The organism is Rhizobium sp. BK275, assembly GCF_014193555.1.
In the GTDB taxonomy this organism is placed as follows: Bacteria; Pseudomonadota; Alphaproteobacteria; order Rhizobiales; family Rhizobiaceae; genus Rhizobium.
Map to the genome: position 1 here is coordinate 79,060 of NZ_JACHZL010000003.1, position 18,096 is coordinate 97,155.

Sequence of the window (18,096 nt, forward strand, 5' to 3'; positions counted from 1 at the left end):
AGGAACAGCGCTCAATTGCTGCCGGAGAGAATGCGTGTCGATCGCCGATATTTCCCTTTGGAGCGCACTGCTTGCCGGAGCGCTTTCCTTCCTGTCGCCCTGCGTGCTTCCACTCGTACCGCCCTATCTCTGTTATATGGCGGGCATTTCCGTCGAGCAGTTCCGCGGCGGCGGTACGGTTGCCGCAGCCCCAGATGTGCGGCGCGGCGTGCTTTTCTCGGCGCTTTTCTTCACGCTTGGCTTTGCGACTGTCTTCGTGGCGCTCGGCGCCGGCGCCTCGACGATCGGCATGGTGCTGCGCCAGCACCTCGATCTGCTCGCCAAGATCGGTGGCCTCATCATCATCGTCATGGGGCTGAATTTTCTCGGGCTTTTCCGAATAGGCCTCCTGTCGCGGGAAGCTCGCTTCCAGAGCAGCGGCAAGCCGGCGACGCTGACGGGCGCTTACATCATGGGACTTGCCTTCGCATTCGGCTGGACGCCCTGCATCGGGCCGGTGCTCGGGGCGATCCTCGGTGTCGCCGCGTCGCGTGATACGGTCGGTTCCGGCGCCGGGCTGCTTGCCGTCTATTCGCTCGGCCTTGCCGTACCCTTCTGGATCGCGGCTGGCTTTTCCGGGGCGTTCATGCGCTTCCTGTCGCGTTTCCGCCGGTACCTCGGCACGGTGGAGAAGATCATGGGCATCTTCCTCGTGCTGACCGGTCTCGCCTTCCTCCTCGGCTGGGTCAGCAATGTGGCGATCTGGTTCCAGCAGACCTTTCCGATCCTGATGCAAATCGGCTAAGCGGAAGTCTCGCCCTGCCCCGCAAAATGCCCCACTGGAAAAGTCGTCGGCCGATATCATCCGTCATCGGCCAGCGATAGGCGGCTGGCAGGAACGGGCCTCGGCGACGATCCTGATCACCACGGTGCTATCAGTGGTGACGGTCTCGTTCGGCCTGATTGTAACAAGATCAGGCTTTCTTCCGCTTTAAGTGTTCCTTGATCGCATCGGGAATATCGCGAAAGCCGCGTCCCGGCTCGATGCCTTCGCGCATGACGATGTTGCGCAGCGGCGGGATGGCCGACAGGATGTGCAAGCCTGCGGCGCGCAGCATCTGTACCGGCAGGAAATCGGACAACAGCGAACGATTCAGGAGATCGACGCTTGCCGTTCGCGTCATGATATCGACACGGCGCTTACGATCAAAGCGGCTGCCAGCATCCGAGGGAATAGGCAATTCGGCGCGCGCGCACAGAAGATCGGTCAACGCCATGATATCGCGTAGGCTAAGGTTGAGGCCCTGCGCGCCAATGGGCGGAAAAACATGGGCGGCCTCGCCGATCAGCGCGATGCGGCCCTTGCCGAAGCGATGCGCCATCATGCCAGACAGCGGCCAGATCTGCACGCCCTCCTCCACAGTGACCTTGCCGAGGATGGATTGCATTCGCTCTTCCACGACATTGCCGAGTTCGGCCAGCGACAGCTCAATGCGGGCTGTGGCATCGGAAGGGTTCTGGACCCAGACAAGGCTGGAGCGGTTGCCCGGCAGCGGAACCTGCGTGAAGGGACCGTGCTCCGTGTGGAACTCCGTGGAGATATTCTGGTGCGGCAGCGTATGGGCGAAATTCAGCACCATGGCCGATTGCGGATAGGACCAGGTACGCACATCGATGCCGGCGGTTTCCCGCAGCTTCGATTTGCGGCCATCGGCACCGATGACGAAATCAGCGCTGATTTCTTCGCCGTCCGAAAGCTTGATCGTCACCGCTTCCGAAGCGATGCCGATCGTTTCGGCCATGACGGTGAAACGCGTGATATTGCCCTCGGCGGCGACCGCAGCCTCAAGCACGTCCATCAACGCCTTGTTCGGAAAGTTGTAGCCGAAAGCTTCCAGCCCTACCTCGGCGGAACGGAAGCTCGTGGTCGGGGCACGCAGCAGGCGATTCGTGCCGTCGATGATGCGCATACTGGCGAGCGGAGCCGCTGCCGGGCGAAGCTTTTCCCAGAGGGTGAGCCGATCCAGGAAGCGAATCGACTGATCCATTAATGCGGTGGTGCGGCGATCTTCCTTGGGAGATGGAGGGGCGACCAGTGCCACATTGCGACCGCCGCGCGCCAAGGCGACTGCGGCGATCATGCCGGCGAGACCGCCACCGATCACCGCCACTTCGAATTTGCTCATGCTATCGTTCCGTCATCAAAAAGACGGCAAACCGGCAGCCTCAGGCGGCCGGCTTTGCCTGACGGCGCCAACTATAGCCCTTGCCGGCTTCGGCGTCACGCACCGCCGGCTGATAATGATGCGGAATGGACGGCAGGCGCTTTTCCGACAGACGGCGGATCGCCGTCTCGTTGGTGACGGCGAAACTGTCGATGCCGACACGCAGCATCAGCGGCACCTGGTCGATCAGCACATCGCCGACAGCACGCAGCTCGTTGGTGTAACCGAGGCGCTGGCGCAGAAGCGAAGCGTGGCTGAAAGCACGACCATCGTTGAAGGCCGGAAATGCGACAGCCACGATCTCCAGGCGATAGAGATAAGGCTCAAGCTTCAGCACATCGTCGGCCGGCTTGATCAGCACGCCGAAGCCGACATCGTTGCTCTCATCGGCCTTGGCAATCAGCTCATCGAGCGTCAGAAGCGGCTTCTGATCACCCGTTGCCTTCACCTCGTCGGTCTCGATCACCCAGGGATCGTTTTCGACAAAACCGGTTTCTCTCCAGATCTTCGTCATCATCCCCTCCTTATGCCGCTTCCGCAGCCGAGCCGTAGAGCGCATCCTTGAAGGGCTGCGGACCAACACGGCGATAAGTGGCAAGGAATATCTCTGATGGATCGAGGCGCAGGCCGAGATAGGTATCGACGATCGTCTCGATCGCATCCGTCACCTTGTCCGGCTCGAAGCCGCGGCCGATGATTTCGCCGATCGACGTATGTTCGTCACCGGAACCGCCCAGCGTGATCTGGTAGAGTTCAGCACCCTTCTTCTCGACGCCTAGCAGGCCGATGTGGCCGACATGGTGGTGGCCGCAGGCATTGATGCAGCCGGAGATCTTGATCTTCAACTCGCCGATCTCGGCCTGACGGGCCGCGTCGCCGAAGCGGCGGGAGATTTCCTGGGCGAGCGGAATGGAGCGCGCATTGGCGAGCGCGCAATAGTCCAGCCCCGGACAGGCAATGATATCGGTGATCAGGCCGGCATTGGCTTCCGCCAGATTAATCGCGACGAGACCGCGATAGACGGCTTCGAGGTCGGCGAGCGCGACATGCGGCAGGATGAGGTTCTGCTCATGACTGACGCGGATTTCGTCGAAGGCATATTCCTCGGCGATATCGGCGATCGCATCCATCTGCGAGTCCGAAGCATCACCCGGAATGCCACCGATCGGCTTCAGCGAAATCGTCACCATGCCGTAGTCGGGGTTCTTGTGCGGCTGGACATTCTGCTGGACCCAGCGTGCGAAAGCCGGATCGGCTTTCTTCCAGCGGGCAAGGTTTTCCCAGCCCTCGGCACGTTCCGGCAGGGCCGGCGGCGCGAAGTAGGCGGTGATTGCCTGCACGTCTTTTTCCGGCAGTTTCAGTTCGCTGTCCTTCAACTGAGCGAATTCGACCTCGACCTGACGGGCAAGCTCTTCGGCACCGGTTTCATGGACGAGGATCTTGATGCGGGCCTTGTACTTGTTGTCGCGGCGACCATGCAGGTTATAAACGCGCATGACGGCGGTCGTGTAGGACAGAAGATCTTCTTCCGGCAGGAAGTCGCGGATCAGCTTGGCGACCATCGGCGTGCGGCCTTGACCGCCGCCGACATAGACGGCGAAACCGATCTCGCCTTTGTCATTCTTCTTCAGGTGCAGGCCGATATCATGGACCTGAATGGCGGCGCGGTCGCGCTCGGCACCGGTCACAGCAATCTTAAACTTGCGCGGCAGGAAGGAGAATTCCGGATGGACCGACGACCATTGGCGCAGGATTTCGGCGTAAGGGCGCGGATCGGCGATCTCATCGGCGGCGGCGCCGGCGAAGTGATCGGCTGTCACGTTTCTGATGCAGTTGCCCGAGGTCTGGAGGGCGTGCATCTCGACGCTCGCGAGGTCGGCAAGCGCATCAGGTATTTCGGATAGCTTCGGCCAGTTGAACTGCAGGTTCTGGCGTGTGGTGAAGTGGCCATAGCCGCGGTCATAGGTGCGGGCGATATGGGCGAGCATGCGCATCTGACGCGAGCTCAGGGTGCCATAGGGAATGGCGATGCGCAGCATATAGGCGTGAAGCTGCAGGTAGACACCGTTCATCAGGCGCAGCGGCTTGAATGCGTCCTCGGCCAGCTCGCCGGAAAGGCGGCGCTGGACCTGATCGCGAAACTGCTCGACGCGCTCGGCGACAAAGGCATGGTCAAATTCGTCGTAACGGTACATCGTCTTCCTCAGACTGCAATGAATTCTGGATCAGCCGGCTTGTAGCCCGGCGCATATTCCATGGTCGGCCCCTGGGCGCGAATGCGCTCGCGCAGACGCAGCGGCCAGAGCTGGCCATTGGTTTCCTGAACCTCGACAACGGCAACGTCGACGACCAGGTTGTCAGCATAGGATTTCTTACCGATCTCCTCGAGTGCCGCGACGGCTTCGGCATGGCGAGCGACAAGCGCTTCCTGCAACGAGGTCACCCACTCGCCATTGGCGTTCAGCCAGACGGCAATGCCGTCCGTCAGGCGGTTGGCGGTCAGAACCTTGTCTACCATGTCAGCTCCTTGCAAGTTCATCGAACCGGATGCGTTCGCGCACCAATGGTTCGGACAGTTCGAAATTGGCGCCTGCGACCGCATCGCCGATAATGACCATGACCGGTCCCGTCAACTCGTCGCGATGCTGCAGGTCCGGAAGATCACGTAAGGTTCCATGCAACAGGCGACGATCTGCGCGGCTGGCATTCTCGATCACGGCAACGGTGGTCTCTGCGGGGATACCGGCCTGCATCAACCGCTCGGCAACGGAGGCTGCGACCGTGCGGCCCATATAGACGGCGATCGTGGCGCCCGACACGGCAAGGCTTGCCCAGTCCGGCAGAACGTCGCCGGTCAGATCATGCCCGGTCGTGAAGACCAGCGAAGAGGCAATGCCGCGCAGGGTCAGCGGCAGCTCGAAATCGGCAGCGGCGGCAAAGGCGGAAGTGATGCCCGGCACGATCTCATAGGAGATGCCGGCGGCGCGCAAAGCGGCCATCTCTTCCCCTGCCCGGCCATAGACCAGCGGATCGCCGCTTTTCAGGCGCACGACGCGCTTGCCCTGACGGCCGAGATCGACCAGGAGATCATTGATCTCTTCCTGGGACTTCGAATGGCAGCCCTTGCGCTTGCCGACCGAAAGACGCTCGGCATCGCGGCGGCCCATATCGACGATCGCCTGCGGCACGAGTGCGTCATAGACAATCACATCGGCCTCCATCATCACGCGCTGGGCGCGCAAGGTAAGAAGGTCCTCAGCACCGGGGCCGGCGCCGACAAGCCAGACATGGCCTTCGACGCGATCGAGCGACCGCAGCAAGCCATTGGCAGAACGGCGAGCCTGCGGGAGATTGCCGTTGGCAACGGCATCTGCAACCGGGCCGGAAAAGAAACGACGCCAGAAGATGCGGCGGGAAACGCCGCGCGGGACGAGATGCTCGACCGTCTTGCGATAGCTGGTTGCAAGCGCTGCGAGGCGCCCGAGAGATGGCGAGAGAAGCTGGTCGATCTGAGCCCGGATCATCTGCGCGAGTACGGGACCTGCGCCTTCCGTGCCGATCGCGACGGCGACAGGCGCGCGATTGACGAGAGCCGGCGTGTAAAAATCGCAGTATTCGGGCTGGTCGACGGCATTGGCCGGGATTTTCGCCGCGCGGGCTGCTTCGACGATCCGGCGATCCTGCTCGGCTTCGCCAGTCGCGGCGAATACCAGAACGGCACCTTCAACCTGCTCAGGCGCGAAGGCTTCGCGGACGGTCTCGATACGATTGGCAATCAGGAAGGCGTGGTAATCGGCCTCTGGGCGATCGGCATGCGCGATAATACGCACCTGCGTGTTCAAGAGCAGGCGAACCTTGGCGAAGGCTTCGTCGCCATTGCCGAATACGGCCGCAGTCCGACCTTCCACGCGAAAGAAGGCGGGAAATACCGAAAGCTGTTCAGTCCTGGGAGGCATTCTCAATCCACTTCGAAGTTGCCCGAATATGCATTCTCCGGACAGGCGAATGAAGAAACAGAATTCCAAAGGCCGGCCAGTCGCGTATTCTTTTACCCGGTTGATCAATGATTTGAGAAAACTGACCCGTGCGGCGCAAAAAGCACATATCTTGAGCAGTTGTCGCAGCTTTGTGTCCGATGCCAAAGGACGAAGCGATAAAGCCTGTGGCAAAGTCCCCGGCGCCGGACTTATGCATTCCGCTTCATTCCGCGGGGCGATAGGATGGGTGAAACAGGAGAATTTCATGCCGGAAAAGACAATCGCAAACCGCCTCCTGCAGGTCATGGAAGACAATATCCTACCGATGACGGAGCTCGGCGTCGCCTCCGGCAACAAGGTGTTCGGGGCGGCGATCCTGCGCAAGTCCGATCTGTCGCTCATCCTCGCCGAAACCAACAACGAGCTCGAAAATCCGCTCTGGCACGGCGAAGTGCACACGCTGAAACGCTTCTACGAGCTCAACGACAAGCCGACGACGAAGGACCTGATCTTTCTCTCCACACACGAACCCTGCACCATGTGCATGTCGGCGATCACCTGGGCCGGCTTCGATAATTTCTATTATTTCTTCAGCCACGAGGATTCGCGCGACAGCTTTGCGATTCCGCACGATCTGAAGATCCTGAAGGAAGTCTTCGGGCTCGAGCCTGGCGGCTATAGGCGGCAAAACGCCTTCTGGAAGAGCTTTGCGATCGCCGATCTCGTCGAGACAGAGGATGATCAGCTGAAGGCTGACCTCAAGGCGCAGACAGTGCGGATCAAATCACGCTACGCCGCCCTCTCCGACACCTATCAGGCCACCAAGAGCGCCAACGACATTCCGCTGAGCTGAGGACCATGGAACCTTCGAAAGACATTTCGCGCCTGATCGAGATCATGGCAGCACTGCGCAATCCTCGTACCGGCTGCCCCTGGGACATCGAGCAGAACTTCGAGAGCATTAAGCCCTATACGCTCGAAGAAGCCTATGAGGTTGCAGATGCGATCGAGCGCAAGGATATGGACGATCTCTGCAACGAGCTTGGCGACCTGCTGCTGCAGGTGGTCTTTCATGCGCGCATGGCCGAAGAAGCCGGCGAGTTTTCCTTCGGCGATGTGGTGGAAGCGATCACCCGCAAGATGATCCGCCGGCATCCGCATGTCTTTGCTCGCTCGGATGCGGATACGCCCGATGCCGTGAAGAAGCAGTGGGACGAGATCAAGCAGGCGGAAAAACGCGAGCGCGCGGAACGCCGGGCGCGGCGCGGCATCACTGAAGATTTCAAGGCCGGCTTCCTTGGCTCCGTCCAGCGCAGCTTCCCGGCGCTGACCGAAGCGCTCAAACTTCAGGAGCGCGCCGCCAAGGTCGGCTTCGACTGGTCGGCGCCCGAACCGATCCTCGACAAGATCGAAGAAGAGGTCGACGAGCTGCGGGTTGCGATGCGTGAGGGCGATAAATCAAAGGTCAGCGATGAACTTGGCGACCTGATCTTCGCGATGGTCAATATCGGGCGACACGTGAAGGCCGATCCGGAACAGGCACTGCGCGGAACGAATACGAAATTCAGACGCCGATTCAATCATATCGAGACGGTTCTTGATGCAGGAGGCGAGAGCCTGGAGGCAGCCAGCCTGGAGCGGATGGAAGAGATCTGGCAAGCGGCGAAGGCGATCGAGCGGGCTGTCGTTGCTGGCGCGGAGTGAGCTCCGCCCAACACGATTACCGTTCCCAGTCTTCTTTTGCCGGCTTCTGGCCATGGCCGATCCGGCGCTCAAGCTCGGCGGCCTCGGTCTCCGATAGCCGGAGTTCCAGCGTCACCGAACCATCCTCATTGTCCTCGCGGCTATCGACGACGGCGTGGTCGTAGAGCCAGGGCAGCAGCGCCAGCTTGTCGACGGGCAGCGTGATCGTCGTTTCCGTCATGACGCCGGACAGACGGCGGCTGATCTCGTCCATCAGCCTGTCCACGCCCTCACCGCTGATGGCGGAAACGGCGATGACATTTTGCATGGTGGAAGCCTTCTGCACCATGGCGTCATGGGCTTCGGGCTCCAGCCGGTCGATCTTGTTCCAGACCTCGAGGATGCGGCGCTGGCCTTCGGCCTCGTCGATGCCAAGGTCGTTGAGGATACGCAGCACGTCGGCGCTCTGGGCCTGATTGTCCACATCGGACATATCGCGGACATGCAGAATGAGATCGGCCTCCAGCACTTCTTCCAGCGTCGCGCGGAAAGCGGCGACCAGATGGGTCGGCAGGTCGGAGATGAAACCGACGGTATCAGAGAGGATAACGGTGCGGCCGTGCGGCAGCTTCATGCGGCGCAGCGTCGGGTCGAGCGTCGCGAAGAGCATGTCTTCGGCGAGAACCCCTGCCCCGGTGATGCGATTGAAGAGCGTCGATTTGCCGGCGTTGGTATAACCGACGAGCGCCACGATCGGATGCGGCACCTTCCTACGCTTGGCTCGGTGAAGCTGGCGGGTGCGCACGACCTGCTCCAGTTCACGTTCGAGCTTAATGATGCGATCCTGCAGCAGACGGCGGTCGGCTTCGATCTGGGTTTCACCCGGACCACCCATGAAACCGCCACCGCCGCGCTGGCGCTCAAGGTGGGTCCAGCTTCGAACCAACCGGCCCTTCTGGTAGTTCAGATGCGCAAGATCGACCTGCAGCGTGCCTTCCTTCGTGGAGGCGCGGCGGCCGAAGATTTCGAGGATCAAGCCCGTCCGGTCGATGACCTTGGCGTTCCATTCCTTTTCCAGATTACGCTGCTGCACAGGCGTCAGCGGATGATCGACAATGACCAAGCCGGAATCACGCTCGTCCAGCAGGTGCTTGATTTCCTCGATCTTGCCCGTGCCGAGAAGCGTTGCCGGACGCGGATCGTTGACGGAGACGATCGATGCGTTGACGACATTGAGGTCGATCGCCTGGGCGAGACCCGTCGCTTCGTCGAGACGGCTTTCGGGAGTGCGAGTCGAAGCCGACTCAGTCTGACCGCCGCGCGAGCGCGACTTCAACACCGGCACGACGACAGTCGCGCGCATATCATCCCTGTGCTTGGCGGCCTCAGGGATGATGGAATCATTCTTTGTATCGCGTGTCGAAATGACGGCTGGCCTTGGTTTAGGACGCTGCTTCTTCGCTCTCGAACATCTGCATTGGCTGACCAGGCATAATAGTCGAGATCGCGTGTTTATACACGAGTTGCGAATGGCCGTCACGGCGAAGCAGAACACAGAAATTGTCAAAAGAAGTGACAACACCCGTGAGTTTCACGCCGTTAATCAGAAAGATTGTCAGGGAAATCTTTTGCTTGCGTACAGTATTGAGAAATAAGTCCTGCAGATTCTGAGAACGTTCCGCCATCGCGCCGCTTCTTTCTTTATTGCCGGCCTGATCAAGCCGGTAGAATATCAATCAACCTCTCCAGCAAGGCAGGTGGCACCCTCATTCCTCCAGCCCAGCAAATCTTGGTATCAAATCGTAATCTTTTCCGCAACGTCGAAAAAGGCTTCCCGAATATTCTGTGACAGGCTTCCCGGATGACCGTTCGCAATCGCCTGTCCGTCAATGGAAACCACCGGAAAACAAATGCTTGTAGCCGCTGTGATGAAGACCTCGCGGGCGGCCATCATCTCCGAAACGGAGAACTTTCGCTCGACGATATCAACCCCCAGTTTGGCCGCGACATCGATCAGAGTCGTGCGGGTGATGCCACGCAGGATGCCATGTTCGGCAGGCCGCGTTACCAGCGTACCGTCGGCATCGACGATCCAGACATTGGTCGCGGCCCCCTCCTTCACCATGCCGTCGGCATCGATATAGATCGCCTCCTGTGCGCCGGCTTCCTTCGCCTGCTGGCGCGCAAGCGCATTCGACAGCAGCCCGATCGACTTGATGTCGACGCGGTCCCAGCGATTGTCGGGAACGGTGATCGCCTTGATGCCAGTGGCATTCTTCTTGGCGATGATTGACGGATCGGTGCTCCTGGCAGTTACGACGATCGATGGCGGCGTGCCTTCAGCCGGGAAGACATGGTCGCGGCGGGCAACGCCGCGCGTCACCTGCAGATAGAAGAGACCGTTGCGGACATGGTTGCGGCGCAGCGTCTCGCGAATCACCTGCGTCAGAGCCGCACGGCTCATCGGCCAGGCGATGCGCAGTTCACTGAGCGAACGGTCGAGCCGGTTCAGGTGCCGGCTCAGGTCGACGATCAGGCCGTGGCGGACCTCGCAAACTTCATAGACGCCATCGGCGAACTGATAGCCACGATCCTCCACATGCACCATGGCGTTAGAATGCGGCACATAGCGTCCATTCACATAGGCAATTCTTGGCATTGAAACCTGCTTCAGGCAAAGGAGGGAACCGGCGCGACACGAGCCCGCGCCGGAAAAACATCAGACGCCGAGCGACTTCAGCTTGCGGTGCAACGCCGAGCGCTCCATGCCGACGAATTCGGCGGTGCGAGAAATGTTGCCGCCGAAGCGGTTGATCTGGGCGATCAGGTAATCCTTCTCGAACATTTCGCGGGCTTCGCGCAGCGGCAGCGTCATGATGTGGTAGTCGTTCTTGGCCGAAACCTTCGGCAGCATGTCGCCAAGATCGGTCGGCAGCATGTCGGCGGTGATCGGCGTATCCGGACCGTCGGTGCGCGCGAGGATCATCAAGCGCTCGATATTGTTGCGGAGCTGGCGGATATTGCCCGGCCAGTCATGAGCCTGCAGCACGGCCATGGCGTCATCACCGATACGGCGCGGCCGGATGCCCGCCTGTTCGGAAATCTGGCGCATGAGCTGGTCGACGAGGAACGGAATATCCTCGCGGCGCTCGGCGAGCTGCGGTACGCGCACCGGCACGACGGCAAGGCGATGATAGAGATCCTCGCGGAACCAGCCTTCGGCGATGCGGCTTTCCAGATTATAAGCGGTCGAGGAAATGATGCGCACATCGACCTTCACGCGCTTGGAGCCGCCGACACGCTCGAATTGCTGGTCGACCAGCACGCGCAGGATCTTGTTCTGCGTCTCGCGCGGCATTTCGCCGACTTCGTCGAGATAGAGGATGCCGCGATGGGCCTCCTCCAACGCGCCGATCTTGCGCGCCTGCCCCGGTGCACCCTCCGTGCCGAACAGCGCCACTTCCATGCGGTCGGGCGTGATATTGGCCGCGTTCAGCGCGACGAAGGGGCCGTTGGCGCGCGTCGACTTCTTATGGATCATGCGCGCCACCAGTTCCTTGCCGGAGCCGGATGCGCCGAAGATCATGATGCGGCTGTTGGTGGGCGCGACCTTTTCGATCGTCTGGCGCAGCTGCGAAACGGCGACCGAGGTGCCGATCAGCTCCAGCGCATCGCCGGCGCGGCGCTTCAATTCGATGTTTTCACGCTTCAGCTTGGAATTTTCCAATGCCCTCTCAGCGATCAGGATCAGGCGGTCGGCCTTGAACGGCTTTTCGATGAAGTCGAAGGCCCCGCGCTTGATGGCGGAGACAGCCGTCTCGATATTGCCGTGGCCTGATATCATCACGACCGGGAGCTCGGGATGGCGCGTTCTGATCTCGTCCAGCAGCGAGAGACCGTCGAGCTTGCTGCCCTGCATCCAGATATCGAGGAAGACAAGGCGCGGCACGCGATCGGAAATTGCCGCCAGCGCGCTGTCGCTGTCATGCGCCATGCGAGTTTCGTGGCCCTCATCCGACAGGATGCCGGCAACGATCTCGCGGATGTCATGCTCATCGTCGACGACGAGAATATCAGAGGCCATAAACGCTTTCCTTGTCACTGGCTGCCGGGGTTGTGGACACGTCCCGGCGTGGCAGATGCACGCGGATCATGGCCCCTCTTCCCTGGTCAAAATCGACGGGCGCATCATGCAGTTCAAGCTGCCCGCCATGTTCCTCGATGATCTTCTTGACGATGGCGAGGCCGAGGCCGGTGCCCTTCTCGCGCATTGTCATATAGGGTTCCAGAATGCTGTGACGGTTCTCGACCGGCAGGCCGCGGCCATTGTCGATTATATCGACGGTGAAGCGGTCGCGCGCTTCGTCCAGAGAGGCACGGACGAGGATCTTGCGCGCCTCGCGTTCCTCGCTCGGTACGGCCTCGATCGCTTCCACAGCGTTCTTGATGAGATTGCCGAAGGCCTGACCCAGCATGCGGCTGTCGAAGGCGCCCTCCAGCCGTTCTTCGCCGAGTTCCTGCAGAAAGGAGATATGGTTGTTACCCATCTCGCGCAGGAAGATCGCATCGTGAAGGATGGCGCGCAGATCGCTCGGCTCCTTCGTCGGCTTCGGCATGCGTGCAAAGGCGGAAAATTCGTCGACCATACGGCCGATATCGCCGACCTGGCGGATGATCGTATCCGTGCACTGGTCGAAGACGGCGCGATCGTTCTCGTCGATCTGCTTGCCATAACGCCGGCGGATGCGCTCGGCCGAAAGCTGGATCGGCGTCAGCGGATTCTTGATCTCATGGGCGATACGGCGCGCAACGTCGCCCCAGGCGGTGGAACGCTGGGCGATGACGAGATCGGTGATGTCATCGAGCGTAATCACATAGGATTCGCTGAGATCGCGCACTTCCTCGCGGGTCACCTGAACGCTGAGCGTGCGCACAGTGCCGCCGCGCACCAGCGCGATCTGCTTGCGGAAATCGCCGCGATAGCGTGAGGCAGCTTCCGTCAGAACCTGGTCCACTTCGGGCGCGACTTCCGACAACTGCTTGCCGAGCAATTCATCGACGTGCAGCGCCATCAGCGTTTCGGCCGAACTGTTGACGATGGTGATGCGCCGGTCCTGTTCGACACCGATGACAGCCGCGGTGACACCGGAAAGCACGGCCTCGATGAAGCGGCGACGGTCGTCCACCTCGTCCTTGGCCTCAAGGATCTCGTCGCGTTGGGTGCGGATTTCCGATATCATCTTGTTAAAGGTGCGCGAAAGGCTGGCGACGTCGCCATCGACAGCATGGACAGGTACGACGATGTCCATATTGCCGGATGCAACGCTGTCGGCAGCGGTGATCAGCAGGCGGATCGGCCGAACGATGCGGTCGGCCACCGCGATCGCGGTCCAGATCGCCGCCAGCAGCACGATCAGCGCAAAGCCGATATAGAGTACCGCAAAAGCGATCTGCAGCGAAACGCGGCCGGCTTCCATCGAGCGGTATTCGGTGGCGTTCTCCTCCATCATGCGCATGGCGTTCATGACTTTGGGGTCGACGGCGCGCACCGTATAGAGAAAGGTTCCGGGTATTGACTCGAGCCTGATGATGGCGCCGACAAGATTGGTCACGCCGGGCGGGATCAGCGTCGGCTGGCCGGCGGCGGCCTTTTCCAGCGCATCCTGCGGGATGGCGGGCAGCGGCTTTTCCGTGCTGATATCGGCCTGGACGATAACGGAGCCATCGCGCTCGACGAGGAAGGCACCGAGCAAGCCACGGCCCCTTGCCTGACGGGTCATCAACTCGCCGAAGCCGGTCTTGTCCAGACTGTAGAGCGCGCGGTTGCGCTCCAGATCGTTTGCCATCGACACTGTCTGGCCCTGCAAATAGCTGGCGTTTTCCAGCATGTAGGCCTGACCGATGTTGCGGGATGAGCTGACGATCGCCTGGGTTCTCAGCGCAAACCAGCGATCGAGGCCGGCATTCAGCGTGATACTGGCGAATATCGCCACCAGGATCGCCGGCGTGATCGCAACGATCGAGAAGAGCACGACGATACGAATATGCAGGCGGGCCGCGGCGCGGCCGCGCGTGCGGGCCTTGAAAAGCCGCGCGACTTCGCGACCGATCAGCGCGATCAGACCGAGGACGAAAAAGGAATTGATGACGACGGAGCCGATGACCACGTGCGAGGTCGGGGCAATCGGCGTCACGCCGAGCAGTACGAAGAGCGTGACGGTCGCGCAGACCAACGCGCCGCCGGCAAGCACCAGACCGGGTACGGCAAACAGGGCACGACGGTCGGTCACCGTTGTCACCGCCTCGTTCGCCGTTTCCGGCGATACCCCTTCTTCGTCCATTCAGCCTCTCTTCGGACGGCATTGCCGCCACGCCCAACGAGAAGCCAAATGGCGCCGGTTTACGAAAAAAACCGGCGTTCAAACGACTCGATCGTGGGCGAATGTCCAAACCCTATGCGTGACCTTTAAGCAACGCATTGTGGCGAAAATGCAACGCACTTCGCCACAATGTCAAGGTCGAAGGTCAGGCCGTACGCGAGCTTCTGTAGACGGAAACGCCGAGTTCGCGGATCTTTTTGCGCAGCGTATTGCGGTTCAGCCCCAGCAAATCGGCCGCCTTGATCTGATTGCCGCGGGTGGCCGTCAATGCCGCAAGAATTAACGGATATTCCATTTCCGTCAGCACACGATCATAGAGGCCGGGCGGCGGCAGGTTTTCGCCGAAACTTGCGAAATAGGTGCGCATATTCTCTTCGACCGCCTGGGCGATCGTCATCGTGCCGCTACGGATCGGCCCCTTCTCGATCGGGCTGTCGGGAACATCGGAGCGAAGCTCCGCATCAATAATTTCGCGGGTGATGACATCCTGTGGATAAAGCGCCATCAGGCGGCGGATGAGGTTTTCCAGCTCGCGCACGTTGCCCGGCCAGGCATAGGCCTTCATCAGTTCCAGCGCCTCCTGATCGAAGCGCTTGGAGCCGAGGCCTTCCTTTTCGGCCTGCTGGACGAAATGGCGGACAAGATCGGGGATGTCCTCCGCGCGGTCGCGCAGCGGCGGCAGGCGCAGCGGCACGACGTTAAGGCGATAATAGAGATCCTCGCGGAAGAGACCCTGATTGATCGCCTGCTTCAGATCCTTGTTGGTCGCCGCCACGATGCGCACGTCCGTGCGAATCGGCGTGCGGCCGCCGACAGTCGTATATTCGCCCTGCTGCAGCACACGGAGAAGACGCGTCTGGGCATCCATCGGCATGTCGCCGATTTCATCGAGAAAAAGCGTGCCGCCTTCGGCCTGTTCGAAGCGACCGGTCGAACGGGTCTGTGCGCCGGTGAAGGCGCCCTTCTCGTGGCCGAAGAGCTCGGATTCGATGAGATCGCGCGGGATGGCGGCCATATTGATGGCGACGAAGGGGCCGTTGCGGCGCTTGCCGTAGTCATGCAGCGCGCGGGCGACGAGCTCCTTGCCGGTGCCCGACTCGCCGGTGATCATCAGCGTCAGGTCCGTTTGCATGAGGCGGGCGAGAACGCGGTAGATTTCCTGCATCGCCGCCGAGCGACCGACGAGCGGCATGCCGTCCTGGGTGTCCTCGTCGAGCTTGGCCGGCTTCCTCTTCGGCTCGGCAAGCGCCCGGCCGATGATGCCGATCAGCTCCGTCAGGTCGAAAGGCTTCGGCAGGTAATCATAGGCGCCCTTTTCGGAAGCCTTGATCGCCGTCATAAAGGTGTTCTGCGCGCTCATGACGAGGACCGGCAGTTCCGGCCGCGCCTTCTTGATGCGAGGCAGAAGGTCGAAAGCATTTTCATCGGGCATTACGACGTCAGTCACGACGAGATCGCCTTCGCCGGCTGAAACCCAGCGCCACAGCGTTGCGGCATTGGAAGTAATGCGCACATCATAACCGGCGCGGCTCAAGGCCTGATTGAGCACCGTGCGGATGGCCGCATCGTCATCTGCAACGAGGATCGTGGCTGTCATCTATTGGGTCCTGTCGAGCTTGCAATACCGGCGTCATCAAGCGAGGCATCCTTGGACGCCGGCATGAGGACGCGAAAAATCGTGCGGTTGTTCTGGCTGTCGCATTCGATGATGCCGCCATGATCGCCGATGATCTTGGCAACGAGGGCGAGGCCAAGACCGCTGCCGTTCGTCTTGGTGGTGATGAAGGGGTCGAAAAGATGCGGCAGCAGGTCCGTCGGCACGCCTGGGCCGTTATCGATAACGCAGAATTCCAGCGGCAGCGAGATTTTCTCGCGCGTGCCGGCGACAGACAGGCGGATACCGGGGCGATAGGCCGTCGTCAGGATGATTTCACCGTCCGACCGGTCGCCGACGGCTTCGGCAGCGTTCTTCACCAGATTGAGGAAGACCTGCACGAGCTGATCGCGATTGGCGTAAACGGCGGGCAGCGACGGGTCGTAATTTTCCGTCATACGGATATTGCGGGCAAAGCCTGCCTTGGCGACCGCCTTCACATGGTCGAGCACGGAATGGATGTTGACGGGCACGCGGTCGACCGGGCGCTCGTCGGAAAAGACCTCCATGCGATCGACCAGCGAGACGATACGGTCCGTCTCGTCGCAGATCAGCCGCGTCAGGGCGCGGTCATCGTCGATCACAGATTGCTCGAGGAGCTGGGCAGCGCCGCGGATGCCGGAGAGCGGGTTCTTGATCTCATGCGCCAGCATGGAGGCGAGCCCCGTGACCGAGCGGGCCGCCGCCCGGTGCGTCAGCTGCCGGTCGATCTTGTCGGCCATCGACCGTTCCTGGAAAACGACGACGACCGAGCCGGGTTCGGCAATGACGGGTGCGACATAGATATCGACGAGTTTGTCCTGACCGAGGCGCGGCGAGCTCAGGTCCACGCGGTATTCGTTGACCGGCGCCTTGCGTTCGCGCACCTGATCGATGAGCGCCAGAAGCGGGCTTCCGAAAGGAATGAAGGTCGAGATGCGGTAGCGCGACAGATGCGCGGCGCTGGCGCCGAAGAAGGCTTCGGCTTCCCAGTTCGCAAAAGCGATGAAGCCGCCCTCATCCACCATGACGACCGGGTTCTGGATGGCGTTCAACACCGACATTGCAACGGCATTGCCGGTATTCTCGGAAGAAGGTGTGCCGTCCGTGCTCATGCCGCCTCCCGCTGTTCTACTGCACCTACCGCCATTGCATCGCCGAAGCGGGCAATGACATCATTAGGATTGCGCGATGTCATGATCGCAGCCTTATGTTCGCCGGGAAGGTCCGGCGCAAAGCGCTCCAGATACCAGCCGAGATGTTTGCGGGCGTGCCTGACGGCAACGGCCTCGCCATAGAATTCCAGCATCATGCGATAGTGCTCGACGGCAATTGCGGCGATCTCCTCGCGCGACGGCTCGTTTGCGCCGGCAAGAACACCTGCATGCCAAGGCCTGCCCTGGCAGCCTCGGCCGATCATGACGGCGTCAGCACCGGACCGGCGCAGAATCTCCTGGGCATCTGCGGCCGTCTCGACATCGCCATTGGCGATCAGCGGCACGGAAATGACATCGCGCACGAGGCGGATCGCATCCCAATCCGCCCTGCCCTCATAGAACTGCATGCGGGTGCGGCCGTGGATGGTGACGAGCTGGATACCCGCTTCTTCGGCGCGTTTGGCAATGTGCGGAGCGTTGATGGAATTTTCGTCCCAGCCGAGGCGCATCTTCAGCGTCACGGGGATATCGACTGCCTTGACGGTCGCTTCGATGAGTTCAAGCGCATGATCGGGATCGCGCATCAGCGCCGAACCGGAATAGCCGCCGATGACCTTCTTGGCTGGGCAGCCCATGTTGATGTCGATGATATCGGCGCCGTGATCGGCCGCGATCTTCGCGGCCTCAGCCATCCAGTATGCTTCGCGCCCGGCAAGCTGCACCATATGCGGACGGAAACCGGCTACCCGCAGGCGCGCCCAGGATTCGGCGGTATCGTTCACCAGTTCCCGGCTTGCCACCATCTCCGTCACCACGAGGCCGGCGCCATAGCGCCAGGCAAGCTCACGGAACGGCATGTCAGTGACGCCGGACATCGGGGCAAGCACAACGCGGTTCCGCACGGACACAGATCCGATTCGAAAAGGCGTTGCGAGGTCCTTGGAAATCAAATGATTATCTTTCAGGCACACCATGTATCTGCATTATTTTTAGCCATAGATCTCTGGCTTGCCAAGAGGGTCGAGCCCGAATTGATATTTTTTGGGCAAATGCTGGAAAAGG

16 protein-coding genes and 1 pseudogene are annotated in these 18,096 nt (G+C 61.0%); 4 read left to right on the plus strand and 13 right to left on the minus strand.

Going from position 1 to position 18,096, the window contains the following annotated elements; translation table 11 throughout:
* The first annotated feature begins 34 nt into the window (after positions 1-34).
* The gene (locus FHT82_RS10200) at positions 35-784 is read left to right on the plus strand and encodes a cytochrome c biogenesis CcdA family protein (protein WP_183729409.1); all 750 of its coding nucleotides are present in this window, start codon (positions 35-37) and stop codon (positions 782-784) included.
* Between the two features lie 79 nt (positions 785-863).
* Positions 864-974 (plus strand): annotated as a pseudogene (locus tag FHT82_RS10205) (AEC family transporter); the annotation flags it as partial.
* Here the strand turns inward: FHT82_RS10205 and FHT82_RS10210 are convergent.
* Genes FHT82_RS10210 through cysG form a run of 5 tightly spaced genes read right to left on the minus strand, consistent with a single transcriptional unit; the run spans position 954 to position 6,160 of the window.
* Complete coding sequence (locus FHT82_RS10210) at positions 954-2,165, minus strand: UbiH/UbiF family hydroxylase (RefSeq protein WP_183729411.1); 1,212 nt, start codon at positions 2,163-2,165, stop codon at positions 954-956. The pseudogene FHT82_RS10205 and the gene FHT82_RS10210 overlap by 21 nt on opposite strands.
* 40 nt (positions 2,166-2,205) lie before the next feature.
* Entirely contained in the window at positions 2,206-2,718 is a 513-nt protein-coding gene (locus FHT82_RS10215) for a DUF934 domain-containing protein (RefSeq protein ID WP_112704833.1), read from the minus strand.
* Between the two features lie 10 nt (positions 2,719-2,728).
* Positions 2,729-4,399, minus strand: a complete 1,671-nt coding sequence (locus FHT82_RS10220; RefSeq protein ID WP_183729413.1) for a nitrite/sulfite reductase — start codon at positions 4,397-4,399, stop codon at positions 2,729-2,731.
* A gap of 8 nt (positions 4,400-4,407) precedes the next feature.
* Positions 4,408-4,722 carry a DUF2849 domain-containing protein gene (locus tag FHT82_RS10225; protein WP_183729415.1) on the minus strand — a complete coding sequence of 105 codons (315 nt, stop codon included), beginning with the start codon at positions 4,720-4,722 and terminating at the stop codon, positions 4,408-4,410.
* A 1-nt stretch (position 4,723) separates the two neighbouring features.
* A complete protein-coding gene (gene cysG, locus FHT82_RS10230) occupies positions 4,724-6,160 on the minus strand; it encodes a siroheme synthase CysG (protein ID WP_183729418.1) in 1,437 nt (478 codons plus the stop codon).
* A gap of 286 nt (positions 6,161-6,446) precedes the next feature.
* Here cysG and FHT82_RS10235 point away from each other — a divergent pair, with 286 nt between their 5' ends.
* Both FHT82_RS10235 and mazG read left to right on the plus strand, forming a co-directional pair.
* Positions 6,447-7,034 carry a nucleoside deaminase gene (locus tag FHT82_RS10235; RefSeq protein ID WP_183729421.1) on the plus strand — a complete coding sequence of 196 codons (588 nt, stop codon included), beginning with the start codon at positions 6,447-6,449 and terminating at the stop codon, positions 7,032-7,034.
* Positions 7,035-7,039: 5 nt separating this feature from the next.
* A complete protein-coding gene (mazG, locus tag FHT82_RS10240; RefSeq protein ID WP_183729424.1) occupies positions 7,040-7,885 on the plus strand; it encodes a nucleoside triphosphate pyrophosphohydrolase in 846 nt (281 codons plus the stop codon).
* A gap of 16 nt (positions 7,886-7,901) precedes the next feature.
* Here mazG and hflX read toward each other — a convergent pair whose 3' ends face one another.
* From hflX to dusB, 8 genes are all read right to left on the minus strand, one after another.
* Positions 7,902-9,227: a GTPase HflX gene (gene hflX / locus FHT82_RS10245; protein ID WP_183729425.1), complete on the minus strand. Its 1,326-nt coding sequence runs from the start codon at positions 9,225-9,227 to the stop codon at positions 7,902-7,904.
* Between the two features lie 79 nt (positions 9,228-9,306).
* Positions 9,307-9,549, minus strand: coding sequence for an RNA chaperone Hfq (gene hfq, locus FHT82_RS10250; protein WP_003539403.1), 243 nt, complete (start codon positions 9,547-9,549; stop codon positions 9,307-9,309).
* A 110-nt stretch (positions 9,550-9,659) separates the two neighbouring features.
* Positions 9,660-10,523, minus strand: coding sequence for a D-amino-acid transaminase (locus FHT82_RS10255; protein ID WP_183729428.1), 864 nt, complete (start codon positions 10,521-10,523; stop codon positions 9,660-9,662).
* 60 nt (positions 10,524-10,583) lie between these two features.
* The gene (locus FHT82_RS10260) at positions 10,584-11,948 is read right to left on the minus strand and encodes a sigma-54 dependent transcriptional regulator (protein ID WP_183729431.1); all 1,365 of its coding nucleotides are present in this window, start codon (positions 11,946-11,948) and stop codon (positions 10,584-10,586) included.
* Positions 11,938-14,205: a PAS domain-containing sensor histidine kinase gene (locus FHT82_RS10265; RefSeq protein ID WP_183729434.1), complete on the minus strand. Its 2,268-nt coding sequence runs from the start codon at positions 14,203-14,205 to the stop codon at positions 11,938-11,940. Before FHT82_RS10265 ends, FHT82_RS10260 begins: the two co-directional genes overlap by 11 nt.
* A gap of 184 nt (positions 14,206-14,389) precedes the next feature.
* Positions 14,390-15,841, minus strand: coding sequence for a nitrogen regulation protein NR(I) (ntrC, locus tag FHT82_RS10270; RefSeq protein ID WP_183729437.1), 1,452 nt, complete (start codon positions 15,839-15,841; stop codon positions 14,390-14,392).
* Entirely contained in the window at positions 15,838-16,992 is a 1,155-nt protein-coding gene (locus FHT82_RS10275) for a nitrogen regulation protein NR(II) (protein ID WP_183729440.1), read from the minus strand. Before FHT82_RS10275 ends, ntrC begins: the two co-directional genes overlap by 4 nt.
* Positions 16,989-18,008: a tRNA dihydrouridine synthase DusB gene (dusB, locus tag FHT82_RS10280; RefSeq protein WP_183729443.1), complete on the minus strand. Its 1,020-nt coding sequence runs from the start codon at positions 18,006-18,008 to the stop codon at positions 16,989-16,991. The genes FHT82_RS10275 and dusB overlap by 4 nt, the downstream gene beginning before the upstream one ends.
* Positions 18,009-18,096: the final 88 nt, after the last annotated feature.